15 protein-coding genes and 1 riboswitch are annotated in these 16,197 nt (G+C 72.4%); of the genes, 6 read left to right on the top strand and 9 right to left on the bottom strand.

The window, feature by feature from the left end:
- Nucleotides 1–16: 16 nt before the first annotated feature.
- From KV102_RS04990 to KV102_RS04980, 3 genes are all read right to left on the bottom strand, one after another.
- A complete protein-coding gene (locus tag KV102_RS04990) occupies nt 17–547 on the bottom strand; it encodes a DUF1440 domain-containing protein (RefSeq protein ID WP_220345473.1) in 531 nt (176 codons plus the stop codon).
- A gap of 4 nt (nt 548–551) precedes the next feature.
- Nucleotides 552–2,441, bottom strand: a complete 1,890-nt coding sequence (locus KV102_RS04985; protein WP_220345472.1) for an endonuclease/exonuclease/phosphatase family protein — start codon at nt 2,439–2,441, stop codon at nt 552–554.
- Between the two features lie 65 nt (nt 2,442–2,506).
- Entirely contained in the window at nt 2,507–3,376 is an 870-nt protein-coding gene (locus KV102_RS04980; RefSeq protein ID WP_220345471.1) for an alpha/beta fold hydrolase, read from the bottom strand.
- Between the two features lie 46 nt (nt 3,377–3,422).
- A riboswitch (cobalamin riboswitch) is annotated at nt 3,423–3,537 on the top strand.
- A 73-nt stretch (nt 3,538–3,610) separates the two neighbouring features.
- Between KV102_RS04980 and KV102_RS04975 the strand changes: the two genes are divergently transcribed.
- From KV102_RS04975 to KV102_RS04955, 5 genes are read left to right on the top strand one after another with little or no spacing between them, the layout of a single operon-like run.
- Nucleotides 3,611–4,285, top strand: a complete 675-nt coding sequence (locus tag KV102_RS04975) for a hypothetical protein (protein ID WP_220345470.1) — start codon at nt 3,611–3,613, stop codon at nt 4,283–4,285.
- Between the two features lie 3 nt (nt 4,286–4,288).
- Nucleotides 4,289–5,371, top strand: a complete 1,083-nt coding sequence (locus KV102_RS04970) for an energy-coupling factor transporter transmembrane component T (protein ID WP_220345469.1) — start codon at nt 4,289–4,291, stop codon at nt 5,369–5,371.
- Nucleotides 5,368–6,978: an ABC transporter ATP-binding protein gene (locus KV102_RS04965; protein WP_220345468.1), complete on the top strand. Its 1,611-nt coding sequence runs from the start codon at nt 5,368–5,370 to the stop codon at nt 6,976–6,978. Before KV102_RS04970 ends, KV102_RS04965 begins: the two co-directional genes overlap by 4 nt.
- Nucleotides 6,975–7,853 (top strand): ECF transporter S component, encoded by an 879-nt coding sequence (locus tag KV102_RS04960; protein ID WP_308290229.1) that lies wholly within the window; start codon nt 6,975–6,977, stop codon nt 7,851–7,853. The genes KV102_RS04965 and KV102_RS04960 overlap by 4 nt, the downstream gene beginning before the upstream one ends.
- Nucleotides 7,850–8,458, top strand: a complete 609-nt coding sequence (locus KV102_RS04955; RefSeq protein ID WP_308290228.1) for an antibiotic biosynthesis monooxygenase — start codon at nt 7,850–7,852, stop codon at nt 8,456–8,458. Before KV102_RS04960 ends, KV102_RS04955 begins: the two co-directional genes overlap by 4 nt.
- Here the strand turns inward: KV102_RS04955 and KV102_RS04950 are convergent.
- The 5 genes from KV102_RS04950 to KV102_RS04930 are packed head-to-tail and all read right to left on the bottom strand — an operon-like array spanning nt 8,455 to nt 13,480.
- Entirely contained in the window at nt 8,455–9,192 is a 738-nt protein-coding gene (locus KV102_RS04950; RefSeq protein WP_220345467.1) for a FadR/GntR family transcriptional regulator, read from the bottom strand. The genes KV102_RS04955 and KV102_RS04950 overlap by 4 nt on opposite strands.
- 38 nt (nt 9,193–9,230) lie before the next feature.
- On the bottom strand, nt 9,231–9,998 hold the full coding sequence (locus tag KV102_RS04945) for a 3-oxoacyl-ACP reductase (RefSeq protein ID WP_308290309.1): 768 nt from the start codon (nt 9,996–9,998) through the stop codon (nt 9,231–9,233).
- A gap of 11 nt (nt 9,999–10,009) precedes the next feature.
- Entirely contained in the window at nt 10,010–11,398 is a 1,389-nt protein-coding gene (locus KV102_RS04940) for an aldehyde dehydrogenase (protein WP_220345465.1), read from the bottom strand.
- Nucleotides 11,395–12,126: a gamma-glutamyl-gamma-aminobutyrate hydrolase family protein gene (locus KV102_RS04935; RefSeq protein ID WP_255559029.1), complete on the bottom strand. Its 732-nt coding sequence runs from the start codon at nt 12,124–12,126 to the stop codon at nt 11,395–11,397. The genes KV102_RS04940 and KV102_RS04935 overlap by 4 nt, the downstream gene beginning before the upstream one ends.
- Nucleotides 12,113–13,480, bottom strand: a complete 1,368-nt coding sequence (locus tag KV102_RS04930) for a glutamine synthetase family protein (protein WP_220342286.1) — start codon at nt 13,478–13,480, stop codon at nt 12,113–12,115. The genes KV102_RS04935 and KV102_RS04930 overlap by 14 nt, the downstream gene beginning before the upstream one ends.
- A gap of 179 nt (nt 13,481–13,659) precedes the next feature.
- On the opposite strand from KV102_RS04930, the gene KV102_RS04925 reads away from it, so the two are divergent.
- Nucleotides 13,660–15,189, top strand: coding sequence for an amino acid permease (locus KV102_RS04925; protein WP_220342285.1), 1,530 nt, complete (start codon nt 13,660–13,662; stop codon nt 15,187–15,189).
- A 30-nt stretch (nt 15,190–15,219) separates the two neighbouring features.
- On the opposite strand, the gene KV102_RS04920 is transcribed toward KV102_RS04925, so the two are convergent.
- Complete coding sequence (locus tag KV102_RS04920) at nt 15,220–16,188, bottom strand: NADPH:quinone oxidoreductase family protein (protein ID WP_220342284.1); 969 nt, start codon at nt 16,186–16,188, stop codon at nt 15,220–15,222.
- Between the last annotated feature and the right edge of the window lie 9 nt (nt 16,189–16,197).

Here is a 16,197-nt window from a genome sequence, read left to right as displayed (position 1 = left end):
TGCCGTGGCGCCGCCGCTAGGGCAGGAGGCGGTCGACCACCCGGCGGGAGACCTCCAACGTCAGCCCGAACACGACATGGCTCGCGGCCTCCCAGAGGACCGCGGAGCGCGGGAGGTCCCACGGGGGCTCCTGGATCTCGAGCACCGGGAGCGCGGTGCCGTGGGTCAGCGCGTAGAGCGCGAGCCCAGCCGGAGCCCCTCCGCCGCGGGCGACCCATGGCAGCGACGCCGCGGCCGCTCCGTACGCCGTGCCCGTCACAGCGCCGAACGCGTAGTGGATCGTCCGGCTGGCCCGGATCTTCTCGTCGGTGTCGAGGCCCGGGCCACCCCGCAGCTCGTCGACCTCCGCGGCGACCACAGCCGGGGGCATGTTCTCGGGTCGCCCCGCGGGGTCTGCACCGACCAGCCGCTTCTGCCACGGCTCAGGCGGGAGCAGCCGCTCGGCGGCCCGTTGGAGGCCGGGTTCCGTCACCGCTTTGACGTACGACGCGGGCACCGATGCGAGGGCGCCGACCACCGCTCCGCGCAGGACTCCTCGAGCGCTCATCCGGTCACCGTACGCCCGGTGTGCCGGTGGTGTCCGACGGTGAGACGGTCACGAGGACGGGGAGGTGGTCGGACGCCTGGCTCGTCCCCACGGCGGGGTCGGTGGCCGTCAGGTCCCCGGTGACGAGGAGATGGTCGATCCGCGCGGTCGGTCGGTCTGCCGGCGAGGTCGGCCCGGCGCCGCCGAGCCCGTCGACGAGGCCGACGTCGAGGAGCATCTCGTACGCGGCGCTGCCGGGCTGGGTGTTGAGATCGCCGCCGAGGACCAGCGAGAAGCCGTCGTCCAGACGGTCCCGGAGGGCGTCGGCCAGATCGCCGGTCTGCTCACGGACACCCTCGTCGCCGTCGTGAGGTTGGAGGTGCGTGGAGACGAACCACGTCGGCACGCCGGAGACGTCGAGCCGGACCGAGAGCGCCTGGGCGCCGGTGACCGCACCGTACGACGGCAGCGGCGTGCCTACGGCCTCGTCGATCGGGAAGCGGCTGAGCACGGCGTCGCCCCACACCGGGTCGGCGGCGGGGGCGAAGACGCTGTCCCGGTCGAGGAGCCTGGCGAGGATCGCCAGCTGGTCCTGGCCGCCGTTGAGGTACCAGCCACGGTCGACCTCGCTGAGGAGTGCCACGTCGGCCTCCTTCAGCACCTCGGCGACGCGGTCCGGACGGAAGGTCCCGTCCATGCCGTACCCCATGCGCAGGTTGTACGCCGTGACACGTGCGGCACCGGGCGCACCGTCGGTCGGACCGCCGCCATCCAGCGGACGCACGGTGACCGCCGGGCCGAGCGCCGCGGCCAGCACGGAGGCCACGGCGGCGAGGACGAGGACCGGAGTGCGCGGTCGCCGGTCGCGGGCGTCCGGGGCGCGCGAGGCGCTGGTCGTCGCCGCGGCGACACCGACCGCTGCCGCCGTGGCGACCACCACCAGATCGGCGCGATAGCCGAGGTCGTAGCCGGCGTAGTAGATGAACAGCAGCACGACCCAGACCAGCGCGCCCCACCCGACCGCCGACGGGGACGCCGGCGTGCCCTGGGACGACGCGGCCCAGAGCGTCGCGAGCGCCGGCAGCCCGACGGCGTACGCGACGACCACCCACGGTGGACTCGTGGCCGGGACGCCGTCCCGCTGGACGGTGACGAGGAGGACGAGCGCCACGGAGGCGACCAGCGCCGCTGCCGCGACCCATGTTGCCGCCGGGGAAGGGCGGGTGCCGGCGAGGGCCACGGCCAGCACCCCCGCCGCCGCGAGCACCGCCAGCCCGACCGTGCCGGCGACCGCGCTCGCTCGGCCGGCATCGGCGACGACGATCCCCGCGAGCAGCACACCGGGCATCAGCAACCAGGCGAACCGACGCCCGGCGGCGGGCGACGGCTCACGGTTGCGAGCGCCGTACGTGCCGAGGCAGGCCAGCGCCACCTGCACGACGAGCAGCGCCCATCCCCAGGCGTCGCCCCGCCAGACCGCACCCCACGTGCCGAGCGCCGCATGGGTCGTCACCGAGATCGCCAGGCCGGTCACGGTGCCGACCACGGCCACGTCGCCGTACCGCGCGACCGCGAGCGCGAGCCACACGAGGGAGGCGACGAGTCCCACCGAGGCGAGGACCAGCTGAGCGCGGCCGCCGTCGCCGAGCTGGAGACCGGCCCGGGCGACGACCGCGACGGCGAGCGCGGCCACGAGGGTGACCCCCGCTGCGCGCCGCGCGGTGAGCCCGACGACGACCACCGCGACCACCACGCATCCGAGCGCGTACGCCCCCATGAGCTCGGGAGGCGTGGTGGCGGCCTGACCGAAGATCGTGATCAGCGACGGCGCCCAGACCCGGACGACGTCGACGAGGATCCACACCGCCGCGGCCATCGCGAGCAGGGCGGACGTGCGAGGGCGGACCAGCGACATGAAGGAGTTCTACCGGAGCCGCGGGAGCGGCCGCCAGAGCCGACGTGGCTCGGGGTACCGCTCGATCACCCGTCGGCGCCGAAGAACGCCGCCAGCACGTCGACCAGCTGCTCGGGTGCCTCCTCGGCCATGTGGTGGGACGAGTCGATGACCGCGCCGCCCCGGACGTCCTCGGCCCAGGTCTTCCAGACCTCCACCGGGTCGCCGCCCAGGTCGTCGAGGTCCTCACCGGCGGACCACGCGACGAGCAGCGGGGGACGGAGGCGCCGACCCGCGTCGCGGTCCTCCTCCTCGTCACGGCGGTCGACGGTCAGACCTGCTCGATAGTCCTCGAGCATCGCCCGCACCACGTCCGGGTCGCGGGTCGCCGCGCGGAACTCCGCATAGTTCTCGTCGCCGAGATCCTCGGGTCGTCCCGCGTACCAGCTGTCGGGGTCGGCGTTGATCACTCGCTCGGGCGTCTCGGGCTGGGCGAAGAAGAACCAGTGGAACCACCGCGTCGCGAAGCCGGGCGTGATCCGTCGCAGGTGCTCGCTGATCGGGATGCAGTCCAGCAGGGCGAGCCGGTCCACGACCTGGGGGTCGTCCATCGCCAGCCGGAACGCGACGTAGCTGCCACGGTCGTGCCCCGCGAGGTGGAAACGCTCGATCCCGAGCCGCCGCACTGCTCCCAGGATGTCGGCGGCCATCGCGCGCTTGGAGTGAGCGGCGTGGTCGGGAGTCGGCGCGGGTCCGCGGGAACGACCGTACCCGCGGAGGTCCGGGCAGACGACGGTGAACCCGCGCTCGACCAGACCTGGCGCCACCCGGTGCCAGGTGGAGGACGTCCGCGGATGCCCGTGCAGGAGGACGACCGCAGGCCCGGAGCCGCCGTGGCGTACGAAGACCTCGCTGTCGTCGAGGTGGACGACACTGGTCTGGAAGCCTTCGAACACGGCAGCATCATCGCGCAGACCGACGGCGGCGGCAGGCCCCCACGGGGTGGGCTACCCTGAGGGCGGCATCAGGGGAAGCCGGTCGAAGTCCGGCGCTGACCCGCAACCGTAGGCCTCATCCGAGGCGAGCCGGAGCACCTGCTGCCACTCCGGGTCCGAACCGTGACCTGGAGCCACCTCCTGACGCTGCCGAGGAAAACGGGCCTGTGCCCGTCGCAGCAGGAAGGATGCGTCATGCGTATGCGCGCTGCCGCCACCGCCCTACTCATCGCCGCGGCCCTGCCGCTCACGGCGACCGCACTCCCCGCCCACGCCGCCGATGGTCCCTGCCCCGATGCCGACGGCACGACCGTCGTCGTCGACTTCACCGATCTCGGGGGCGACGTCGAGGTCGGCTGCGCCGAGGACTCCGACGGGATGACCGGCATGCAGGCCCTGGAGGCCGCCGGCTTCGAGATGACGCCCGTCACCGCCAGCGGGATGACGGGGGCGTGCCGCATCGACGGGCAGCCCGCGGCCGACGACACGCTCGACGTCGGTGGACGGGACTACGTCGAGAAGTGCCAGCAGTTCCCGCCCGGCGGCGCCTACTGGTCCTACTACGCCGCCCCGGCCGACGGCGACTGGGCCTATGCGCAGGCCGGTGCCGACACCACCAAGGCGGTGCCGGGCGGCTTCGAGGGGTGGCGCTACCAGCTCAACCAGCCGGTCGACTCGGCCCCGATGCCGGACTTCGACCCGGCGAACCCGCCGACGGCCGCAGCGAGCGACACGGCCGACGACGCGGATGACGCCGATTCCGCTGAGGATGGCGGCTCGATCGTCTGGATCGGCCTCGGCGTCGCGGTCCTGCTCGCCGTCGCCACCGGGTTCGCGCTCGTGCGGCGTCGTCGCAGCGAAGACGCCTGAGCCGTGCCCGAGCGTCGCGCCCGGCGCGACCTGCACCCCGGAGCCTGGTGGGTGTGGGCGCTCGGGCTCGCCGTCGCGGCCAGCCGCACGTTCGACGTCCTCCTCCTCGGGCTGGTCATCGGCGTCGCCGCGCTGATGGTCGCGGCGCGGCGGCCGGTCGCGCCGTGGGCGATGTCGTTCCGGCTCTACCTCTGGCTGGGGGCGGTGGTGGTCGTGATCCGGGTCCTGTTCGGCGTTCTTCTCGGGGGAGCGTCGACCGGGACCGTGGTCCTCGACCTGCCGCAGGTGCCGCTGCCGTCGTGGGCGGACGGGATCCGGCTGCTCGGACCGGTGACCTGGGAGTCGCTGCAGCGGTCGTTCGCGGTCGGGCTGCAGCTGGCGGCGCTCATCATCTGCGTCGGCGCCGCCAACTCTCTGGCCAACCCCCGCCGGCTGCTGAAGTCGCTCCCGCCGGCGCTGTACGAGGTCGGGGCGGCGGTCGTGGTCGCCCTGACGCTCTTCCCTCAGCTGGCGGAGAGCATCGGACGCGTACGGCGAGCGCGCCGCCTGCGCGGTGACACCGGCCGCAACACGCGAGCGCTGCGCGCCGTGGTGATCCCCGTGATGGAGGACGCTCTCGAGCGGTCGATGCGGCTCGCGGCCTCGATGGACGCGCGCGGCTACGGACGCAAGGGCTCCGCGAGCCGCGGCAGCCGTACCCTCAGCGGCGCCCTCCTGCTCGTCGGGCTGATGGGTGTCTGCGTCGGCGTGTACGCGACGGCGGACCTCACGGCGCCGCGGCTGCTCGCGGCGCCGGTGCTGGTGAGCGGCTTCGCGGTCGCCGGGGTCGGGTTCTGGTTGTCGGGGCGCACGGTCGGGCACACCCGCTACCGGCCCGACCCGTGGCACGGGTGGGAGTGGTTCACGGCCGGCTGCGGCGTCGTGGCCGCGGCAGCGTTCTTCGGGTCGTACGAGCTCGACGCGCTCACCCTCGCCGGGCTCGTCGTCGCCGCGCTGCCTGCCGTGGTGACGCCGGAGCCCACCTCGCCGTACGCCGCCCTGCATGCGACGGCGGCCGTGCCTGCAGCCGAGGGAGTGGCGGCGTGATCGCGATCGAGGGCGTGACGTTCTCGTACGACGGCGCGGCCCGGCCGGTCCTCCGCGACGTCGACCTGCACGTCGAGGAGGGTGAGCTGGTCGTCGTCACGGGGCCGACCGGCGCCGGCAAGTCGAGCCTCCTCGGGCTGCTCAACGGGCTCGTGCCGTACTTCACCGGTGGTCACCTCGAGGGCACGGTCACGGTCGGCGGGCTCCGGACGCAGGACCATCAGCCGCGCGAGCTCGCTGCCACCGTGGGATGGGTCGGACAGGACCCGCTCGCCGGCTTCGTCACCGACACGGTGGAGGAGGAGCTTGCGTACGGGATGGAGCAGCTCGGGGTCGACCCGCAGGCGATGCGGCGGCGTGTCGAGGAGACGCTGGACCTGCTCGGCATCGCCGACCTGCGGGGGCGTTCCCTCCGGTCGCTCTCGGGCGGGCAGCAGCAGCGGGTCGCGATCGGGTCGGTCCTCACGATGCACCCGCCCGTGCTGGTGCTCGACGAGCCGACGTCCGCGCTCGACCCGACGTCGGCGGAGGACGTGCTCGCGACGCTGGCCCGGCTGGTGCACGACCTGGGGACCACGGTCGTCCTCGCCGAGCACCGGCTCGAGCGGGTGGTCCCGTTCGCCGACGTCGTGGCGTACGTCGGGACGGACGGCTCCGTCGTCGCGGGGGCCCCGGCGTCCGTGCTGGCCACGAGCCCTGTCGTCCCCCCGTTGGTGGACCTCGGCCGGTTCGCGGGGTGGGAGCCGCTGCCGTTGACCGTCCGCGAGGCGCGCCGTGCCTCGACGACGCTGCGCAAGGCTCTCTCCGACGCGTCCCCGCCCACGTCGTCCCGTCAACGCGGATGGGACGGAGGGCTGCTGACTGCTCGCCGGGTCGCGGTGCGGTACGGCCCGCTGCACGCCGTACGGAAGGTCGACCTCGACCTCCCCGCCGGGTCGGTCACGGCGCTGATGGGCCGCAACGGATCGGGCAAGTCGACGCTCCTCTGGGCGCTCCAGGGATCGGGCGAGCGGCACGGGGGAGACGTCCGCGTCCTCGGCGACGACCCGGCGACACTCTCCCGCAAGGACGCGCGCCGTCGGGTCGGCCTCGTCCCGCAGACCGCGAGCGACCTCCTCTACCTCGAGTCGGTCGCCGCCGAGTGTGCAGCATCCGACGCCGAGGCGGACACCGCCGAAGGCACCTGTGCCGCGTTGCTCACCCGCCTGGCCGGGCCGATCGACCCGGCCACGAACCCGCGCGACCTCTCCGAGGGCCAGAAGCTCGCGCTCGTCCTCGCCGTGCAGCTCACCGCGGCGCCGCAGGTGGTCCTTCTCGACGAGCCGACGCGTGGCCTGGACTACACGGCGAAGGCGGCCCTCGCCGAGGTGCTGCGCGGTCTCGCTCGCGAGGGAGGTGCGGTGCTGGTGGCGACCCACGACGTCGAGTTCGTCGCGGAGGTCGCCGACCGGGCGGCGGTGATGGCTCAGGGCGAGCTGATCGCCTCAGGGGACGTACGGCAGGTGCTCGCGACGTCGCCCGCCTTCGCGCCGCAGGTCGCGAAGGTCCTCGGGCAGCCGTGGCTCACGCTCCGCGACGTGCGCGAAGCGTTGGAGGACCGGTCGTGACCGCCGTCGCGCTCCGGCCGCGCTCGACCGCGGTGCTCGTCCTCGTCTCCGTCGCCGGCCTCGCGATGTTCGGCTGGCCGCTGCTGTTCGAGCCGGGGTCGGGTCAGCAGGACGCCCAGAGCCCGATGTACTTCGTCCTGCTCCTGCCCCTGCTCCTCCTCATCGTGCTCGCCGAGCTGTCCGAAGGTGGGATGGACGCCAAGGCGCTGGCGATGCTCGGCGTCCTCTCGGCGATGCAGTGCGGGATGCGAGCGCTGAGTGCAGGGACGGCCGGGCTCGACCTGGTCTTCTTCCTGCTCGTCCTCGCCGGACGGGTCTTCGGGCCCGGCTTCGGCTTCCTGCTCGGGTGCACGTCGTTGTTCGCCTCGGCCCTGCTGACCGCGGGCGTCGGGCCGTGGCTGCCGTTCCAGATGATGTGCGCGGCGTGGCTCGGGATGGGCGCCGGCCTGCTGCCGAGGAGGGTCACCGGGCGCTGGGAGATCGCGATGCTCGCCGCGTACGGCGTGTTCTCCGCGTACTTCTACGGGGCGCTGCTCAACCTGTGGTTCTGGCCGTTCCTCGCCGGGGTCGACACGAGCGGGGAGCAGGGCCTCGCGTTCGTCCCCGGCGCGTCGCTGGCCGAGAACCTCGGGCGCTTCTTCTGGTTCACCCTGCTCACGTCGAGCGGCTCGTGGGACACCGGCCGTGCGATCACGAACGCCGTCGCGATCGTGGTGATCGGCCCGGCCGTGCTGCTCACCCTGAGACGGGCGGCGCGGCGTGCGTCGTTCGGCCGTACGCCGACGTTCGGTGCCCGGAGCGCGGACGACCCCGCGGTGAGACCGGTCACGAGTGGGCCGGAGGCGCCTTTTTCGCCCGTACGCTCGGGGAAGTGACAGCAGAGACGACCGTGTCCGGCGCGCCGGTGACCGTGGCGATCACCCGCCGGATCGACCCGTCGACGGTCGACCAGGTCGTCGCGTGGGTGCATGCCGGCTCGGCGCTCGCCGAGCGGTTCGAGGGCTTCCTCGGCACGGGGTGGATGCGGCCCAGCGTGGTGTCCGACGAGTGGCACATGCTCTATCGGTTCGCCGACGCCGACAGCCTCGCGCACTGGGAGGCGTCTCCGCAGCGCCGCTGGTGGCTCGACGCCGGCAAGGACATCGTCGAGGACCAGCACGCGGAGCGCCGCACGGGCATCGAGGGCTGGTTCGACCCGCCTCAGGACTACGACGTCGAGGACCTCAGGCCGCTGCCGGCACCACCGCCCCGATGGAAGCAGGCGACGCTGATCTGGGTCGGTTTCTTCCCGCTGTCGCTGCTGCTGGGCACGGTGCTGCACCTCCTGTGGCCAGACCTCCACATCGTCGCCCGCACCCTGCTGACGACCCTCGTCGCGACCCCGATCATGACCTACGCGGTGCTGCCCGCCGTCACGTCGACGTTCGAGTGGTGGCTGCACGGACGGTCGCCACGCTCCCGCGGCCCGCTCGAGGGTTAGCTCAAGAACCCGCGCAACAACGCCGCGGACCCGGCCAGGTGCTCGTCCATCGCGGCCGCCGCGCGGTCCGCGTCCCCCGCCAGGACGGCGATCACGATGGTCTCGTGCTGCTCGTCGGAGTGGGCGATGTTGCGGGGGAGCAACGGGATGTCGTCGAGCAGGACGTTGACACGCGTCCGGGCGTCGGCCACCAGCGGGAGCAGGGACGGCGAGCCGGCGAGCTCCGCGAGGGTGAGGTGCAGCCGCGAGTCGAGGCGCCGGTAGTCCGCGGGCGACGAGCCGCGCACGTCCTGCAGACGTGACCACAACGCCTCGCGCTCGGTCGAGGTGAGGGTCCGGCCGGCAGCCATCCGTACGGCACCGACCTCGAGGATCTCGCGCAGCCGGAGGACGTCGTCGAGCTCGCCCGCGGAGATGGCCGGCGACTCGCGACCGGTGCCGCGCGGCAGCTCGTCGACGACGAACGTGCCGCCGTAGCGGCCGCGGCGCCGTACGAGGTAGCCGGCGTCGGTCAACGACCGGATCGCCTCGCGGACCGTGTCGCGGCTGACGCCGAGCCGCAGCGCGAGGTCGCGCTCCGCCGGCAGCGAGTCACCCGGCGCGACGACGCCGAGACGCACCGTCTGGAGGAGGCGCGAGACGGTGTCCTCGAACGCGTTGCCGGTGCGCACGGGGCGCAGCAGCGCGTCCTCCACGCCGCCGTCCTCGGCCCCGTCGGACGGTGCGGTGCTCATCGCCGCGACCTTATCCCGGCTCGCTCACGAGGGCGCTGTCAGAGGGGCGTGACGTACGCCGAGCTGATGCCGCCGTCGACCATGAACGTGGTCGCGGTGACGAACGACGCGTCGTCGCTGGCCAGGAACGCCACCGCCGCCGCGATCTCCGCCGGCTCGGCGAACCTGCCTGCGGGCACGTGCACGAGCCGGCGGGCCGCGCGCGCGGGGTCGGCGGCGAACAGCTCCTGCAGCAGCGGCGTGTTGACCGGGCCGGGGCAGAGCGCGTTGACCCGGATGCCCTGGCGCGCGTACTGCACGCCCAGCTCGCGGGACAGGGCGAGGACTCCTCCCTTGGAGGCGGTGTAGGAGATCTGCGAGGTGGCCGACCCCATCACGGCGACGAACGAGGCTGTGTTGACGATCGACCCCCGGCCCGCGGGCACCATGTGGCGCAGTGCCGCCCGGCACGAGAGGAAGACCGACGTCAGGTTCACGTCTTGGACGCGCTTCCACGCGTCGAGGTCGGTGACCTCGATCAGGTCGTCCTCGGGCGGCGAGATGCCGGCGTTGTTGAACGCGACGTCGACCGCGCCGTACGCGTCGGCCGCCGCGTCGAAGAGCGCGTCCACCTGTGCTTCGTCGGCGACGTCGACGGGGACGAAGAGGCCCCCGACCGACGCGGCCGCCTCCTTGCCCGCGGTGTGGTCCACGTCGCCCACGACGACGCGGGCACCCTCGGCGGCCAGCCGGCCGGCGGCGGCGAGACCGATCCCGCTCGCGCCGCCGGTGACGACCGCGACCCTGCCGGCGAGTCTCTGTGTCAGGTCGAGCGGGCTCATGCGGACTCCTCCGGTGCTGGGCCGTCGGCGACGGCGATGAAGACGTTCTTGGTCTCCGTGAACGCGAACGGGGCGTCCGGACCCAGCTCGCGTCCGATCCCCGACTGCTTGAAGCCGCCGAACGGGGTGGTGTAGCGGACCGAGGCGTGCGAGTTGACCGAGAGGTTGCCGGCCTCGACCGCCCGGGCGACCCGTACGCCGCGCGAGAGGTCGCGGGTCCAGAGGGACCCCGACAGGCCGTACGCGGTGGCGTTCGCGAGCGTGATCGCGTCGGCTTCGTCGCGGAACCGTTGCACGGTGACGACCGGACCGAAGATCTCCTCGACGACGGTGGGGTCGGTGCGCGACTCAGGTGTGAGCACCGTCGGGGCGAACCAGTTGCCCGGCCCGTCCGGCGCCGAGCCGCGGAAGGCGACCGGCGCGTCGTCGGGGACGTACGAGGCGACCTTCTCCCAGTGCGGCCGCGACACCAGCGGACCCATCTCGGTCTCCTCGTCGGCAGGATCACCGACGCGGACCGCGGCGACCGCGGGCTCGAGCAGCTCCATGAACCGGTCGTACGCCGACTCCTCGACGAGGATCCGGCTCCGGGCGCAGCAGTCCTGGCCGGCATTGTCGAACACGCCGTACGGGGCGGTGGCCGCGGCGCGTTCGAGATCGGCGTCGGCGAAGACGATGTTGGCGCTCTTGCCGCCGAGCTCCAGCATCACGGCGGTCACGGTCGGCGCGGCGGCGGCCATCACGCGGGCACCCGTCACGGTGGAGCCGGTGAAGACCACCTTGCCGACACCGGGGTGGGTCACGAGGCGCTCGCCGACGACCGCGCCCGAGCCGGGCAGCACCTGCAGGAGCCCGTCGGGGAGCCCCGACTCGGTCGCGAGCTCACCGAGCCGGATCGTCGTGAGTGGTGTCCACTCCGCCGGCTTGACGAGCACCGCGTTGCCGGCCGCGAGCGCCGGTGCGAACCCCCACGACGCGATCGTCATCGGGAAGTTCCACGGGGTGATCACGGCGACGACACCGATCGGGTCGGCGAAGGTCAGGTCGATGCCGCCGGCGACCGGGATCTGACGCCCGAAGAGCCGCTCGGGCGCGGCGGCATAGTAGGTGAGGACGTCGGCGACGTGCCCCGCCTCCCAGCGTGCCTGTCCGACGGGGTGGCCGCTGTTGGCGACCTCGAGGGCGGCCAGCTCGGTGACGTGGGCGCGTACGACGGTGGCGAACGCACGGAGCCCGTCGGCCCGCGCGGCGGGTGCGAGGCGCGACCACGTCCGCTGCGCCGAGCGGGCGCGAGCGACGGCAGCATCGACCGCCTCGGCGTCCGCCAGCTCGACCGTGGCGAGGACCGAGCCGTCGGCGGGGTTGTAGACCTCGGTGGTGGTCATGTGCGCACGCCGCTCCGGTCGGCGGCCGCGCCGACCAGCGCCGCGAACAGCCGAAGGTCGTCGAGCGTCTCCTCGGGGTGCCACTGGACGGCGACCACGAACGTCGCCGCCGGCATCTCGACGGCTTCCACCGTGCCGTCGTCGGCCCGGGCGGCGGCGACGAGACCGTCACCGAGCCGGTCGAGGCCCTGATGGTGGTAGCACTGGCCGTCGACGGCGTCGCCGACGATGGTCGCCAGCCTCGTGCCTGCCACGACCGTCGCGGAGGTCGTCGAGAAGGTCGCGTCGCCGAGCTGGTGGCGCGGGTGCCCGACGACGTCGGGAAGGTGCTGGTGCAGCGTGCCCCCGAGGGCCACGTTGAGCACCTGCGCGCCTCGGCAGATGCCGAGGACGGGAAGGTCGCGGGCGAGCGCGCCGTCGAGCAGCGCGCGCTCCCACGCGTCGCGGTCGTGCCGGGGCTCGTCGGTGAGCGGGTGCGGCCGTTGTCCGTACGACGCGGGGTCGAGGTCCTTGCCGCCGGTGAGGACGAGCCCGTCGAGGCGGTCGAGCATCTGCTCGGCGCCCTCGGGCGGCTGGGGCGGGAGGAGGGCGGCGACCCCGCCGGCAGCCGTCACACCGTCGACGTAGATCCGAGGGAGGAACGACGCCTGCACGTCCCACACGCCGGTGACCGACTGCTCGAGATACGTGGTGAGGCCGATGACGGGTCGGACCTCAGAGCCGCTCAAAGCCACGCACCCGCTCCCAGTCGGTGACCGCGGCGTCGAACGCCGTCTGCTCGACCCGCGCGTTGTTGAGGTAGTGGTCGACGACGTCGTCGCCGAACGCGTCCCGGGCCACCTTGGACTCCGCCAGCAGCGCCGCCGCCTCGCGCAGCGTGGTCGGGAGGTGCTCGGCCTCACTGGTGTAGGCGTTGCCGGTGAGGGGGTCCGCCAGCTCGAGGCCGGCGTCCATGCCGTGGAGGCCACCGGCGATCAGCGCCGCCACGGCGAGGTAGGGGTTGACGTCACCGCCGGGCGCCCGGCACTCCATGCGCATCCCGTGCCCGTGGCCGACCACGCGGAGCGCGCAGGTTCGGTTGTCCAGCCCCCAGGCGACCGCGGTGGGCGCGAAGCTGCCTTCGGCGAAGCGCTTGTAGGAGTTGATGTGGGGCGCGTAGAACATCGTCAGCTCGCGCATCGTCGCGAGCTGGCCGGCGAGGAAGTGACGGAACGTCTCCGACATCCCCTCCGGACCGCTGTCGTCGGCGAAGACCGCCGTGCCGTCGTCTCCGCGCAGCGAGAGGTGGATGTGGCACGAGTTGCCCTCGCGCTCGTCGAACTTCGCCATGAAGGTGAGGCTCTTGCCGTGCTGATCGGCGATCTCCTTGGCGCCGTTCTTGTAGATCGTGTGGTTGTCGCAGGTGGTGAGCGCGTCGGCGTAGCGGAAGGCGATCTCCTGCTGGCCGAGGTTGCACTCACCCTTGACGCCCTCCGAGTACATCCCCGCCCCGTCCATGCCGCGACGGATGTCCTGCAGCAGCGGCTCCATCCGGGTCGAGGCGTGCATCGCGTAGTCGACGTTGTAGTCGCTGGCGCGAGCGAGGTCGCGGTAGCCCTTGGCCCACGCGTCGCGGTAGCCGGTGTCGAAGACCATGAACTCGAGCTCGGTGCCGGCGTACGGGACGAGGCCCCGCTCGGCGAGTCGGGCGATCTGCTCCTGGAGGACGGCGCGTGGTGACGGTGCGACGGCGCCGCGGCTGTGGTCCTCGAGGTCCGCGATGACCAGTGCGGTCGAGGCGAGCCACGGGACGCGCCGGAGCGTGGGGAGGTCCGGACGCATCACCATGTCGCCGTAGCCGGTCTCCCAGCTCGACATCGCGTAGCCGTCGACCGTGTTCATGTCGACGTCGACAGCGAGCAGGTAGTTGCAGCACTCGGCGCCGTGTTCGGCGACCTCCTCGAGGAAGAGTCGTGCCGACACCCGTTTGCCGGTGAGCCGTCCCTGCATGTCACCGAACGCGACGATCACCGTGTCGATGTCACCGGTGCGGACGTCGTTGCGCAGCTCCTCCAGCGTCAGGTTTCCCGACGACACACCCATGGTCTCCTCCTCGGCCCGGCGTCTGCTCAGTCAATCACGCCCGGCCGACCATTGGGACCCGTCAAATGCTGCGATCTCATGGTGCTCGACCAGAATTTGGCCAGCCAAAGGTATGTCCAAGCGACCATTGACGGGTCTAACCTCGGTCCAAGCAACGGCCCTCCCGACAGGAGACAGCGATGTCCGGTGACAAGCTCTCGGCGTCGGGAGCGACCTACTCCCACGCCCAGGACGGCTACTTCGAGAAGCGCCAGCTCAAGCGCTCGGCCGGCTTCTGGGGGCTGTGGGGCATCGGCGTGGGCGCCGTGGTCTCCGGCGACTTCTCGGGCTGGAACTTCGGCCTCGACGCCGCAGGGTGGGGCGGGCTGCTCGTCGCCAGCATCATCATCGTCGTCATGTACTTCGGGATGCTGTTCTCGATCGGCGAGATGTCGGCCGCGATGCCGCACACCGGGGGCGCCTACTCGTTCTCCCGGGCGGCGATGGGTCCGTGGGGCGGCTTCGTCACCGGGCTGGCGGAGACCATCGAGTACGTCTTCACCACCGGCGTGATCGTGCTCTTCTCGGCCGGCTACGCCAACGCGATCACCGCCGAGCTGATCGGGCTCGACCTGAGCGACACCATGTGGGTCTGGTGGATCTTCCTCTATGCCGTGTTCATCGCGCTCAACTCGGTCGGCGCGGAGATCTCGTTCAGGTTCGCGATCGTGGTCTCGATCATCTCCATCGGTGTCCTCGTCCTGTTCGCCGTCCTCGCGTTCGCCAACGGGGCGGTCGACGTCGGCAACCTCCTCGACATCGCACCGGAGGACGGCAACTCCGACTTCCTGCCGTTCGGCTGGGAGGGCGTCCTCTATGCGTTGCCGTTCGCGATGTGGTTCTTCCTGGGGATCGAGGAGCTGCCGCTGGCGGCGGAGGAGGCCCACGACCCGCAGAAGGACATCCCCCGCGCTGGGATCGGGGGCCTGGTGACGCTCGTCGCGACCGGCGGCCTGGTGCTCTTCCTCAACCCGGCCGTCACCGGGTCGGAAGCGATCCGCGACTCCGACGAGCCGCTGCTGGACGGCTTCCGCGCGTTCCTGTCGGCCGACCTGGCTGCGCTCTTGTCGGCGTTCGCGCTGATCGGCCTGCTGGCGAGCCTGCAGGGCATCATGTTCGCGTACGGCCGCAACATGTTCTCCCTGTCGCGGGCCGGCTACTACCCCAAGTTCCTCTCGCTCACCGGCTCACGTCAGACGCCGTGGGTGGCGCTGGTCGCCGGTGCCGTCATCGGCCTGGTGGCGCTCTTCGTCGTCGACCTCGTGGGCGACGCCGCCGGCGACATCGTGCTCAACATCGCCGTCTGGGGCGCGGTGCTCGCCTACTTCCTCCAGATGGTCGCGTTCCTGCTGCTGCGGCGGAAGTTCCCCAACGCCGTACGCCCGTACGTCAGCCCGGTCGGGCGGACCGGCGCAATCGTCGCCGCCGTGATCGCCGCGGTGACGTTCGTGGGCGTGCTGCTCAACCCGGACTACCGTCCGGCCGTCGTCGCCATCGTCGTCATCTACGTCGTGATGCTGGCGATCTTCGCGGTCTGGGGACGCCACCGCCTCGTCCTCTCGCCGGAGGAGGAGTACGCGGTGACCGGCGGCCTCCACGGCTACGACCCGGCGAGCGAGGGACTCGGTGGGACCATCGAGGACGAGATCCTCAAGGGCCGCACCGAGTGACCCCGCTCGCGGGCTAGATGGAGCCGTCTGTCACGGGACGAGGACGACCTTGCCGAGCGCCTCGCGCGCGTCGATCATCTCGAGGGCGCGGGCCGCGTCCTCGAGCGGGAAGCGCCCGCCGATCGGGGGCGCGAGGGCGCCGGACTCGAGGTGCGGTACGAGCTCCTGCCACTGCGCAGCGACGTAGCCGGGGCGCTTCATCACGTACGCCCCCCATCCGACGCCGCGGATGTCGATGTTGTTGAGGAGAAGCCGGTTGACCTTCACCTCAGGGATGTCGCCGGCGGTGAAGCCGATGACGAGGAGGCGGCCGTCGTCCTTGAGGCTGCGCAGGGAGTCGGTGAACCGGTCGCCGCCGACCGGGTCGATGACGAGGTCCACGCCGTGCCCGCCGGTCAGGTCCTTCACCGCCTCCTTGAAGCCGTCGGCCAGCACGTACGAGTCTGCCCCCGCGGCCACGGCGACCTCCCCCTTGGCATCGGTGGAGGTGACCGCGATGACCTGGCCGGCGCCGTACGCCTTCGCGACCTGGATCGATGCCGTGCCGACGCCGCCGGCCGCGCCCTGCACCAGGACGGACTCGCCGTTGCGCAGGTGCCCGCGCTTGAGCAGCGCGAAGTGCGCGGTGAGGTAGTTGAGCGGGACGCCCGCTCCCTCCTCGTACGAGACGTTGTCCGGGAGGTGGAACGTCATGTCGACGCCGGACACCGCTCGCTCGGCGAAGCCGCCGAGCATCGGGAAGGCGGCGACGCGGTCACCGGTGGAGAAGCCCGAGCCGGACGGTGCCGACACGACTTCCCCGGCGACCTCCGAGCCTGGCACGAAGGGGAGCGGGGGCTTGAGCTGGTAGAGGCCGCGGGTCTGGAGGACCTCGGGGAAGGACACGCCCGACGCCTTGACGTCGATGACGATCTGCTCCGGACCCGGCTCGGGAGCGTCGATGTCGACGACCTCGACGGCGGAGGGGCCTTCCAGGGATGTGATCTGCACTGCACGCATGACCGGAGC

The organism is Mumia sp. zg.B53 (assembly GCF_019550935.1).
Classification (GTDB): Bacteria; Actinomycetota; Actinomycetes; order Propionibacteriales; family Nocardioidaceae; genus Mumia.
Note: the sequence above shows the minus strand (reverse complement) of the source record. Positions and strands in the feature narration are given on the sequence as shown.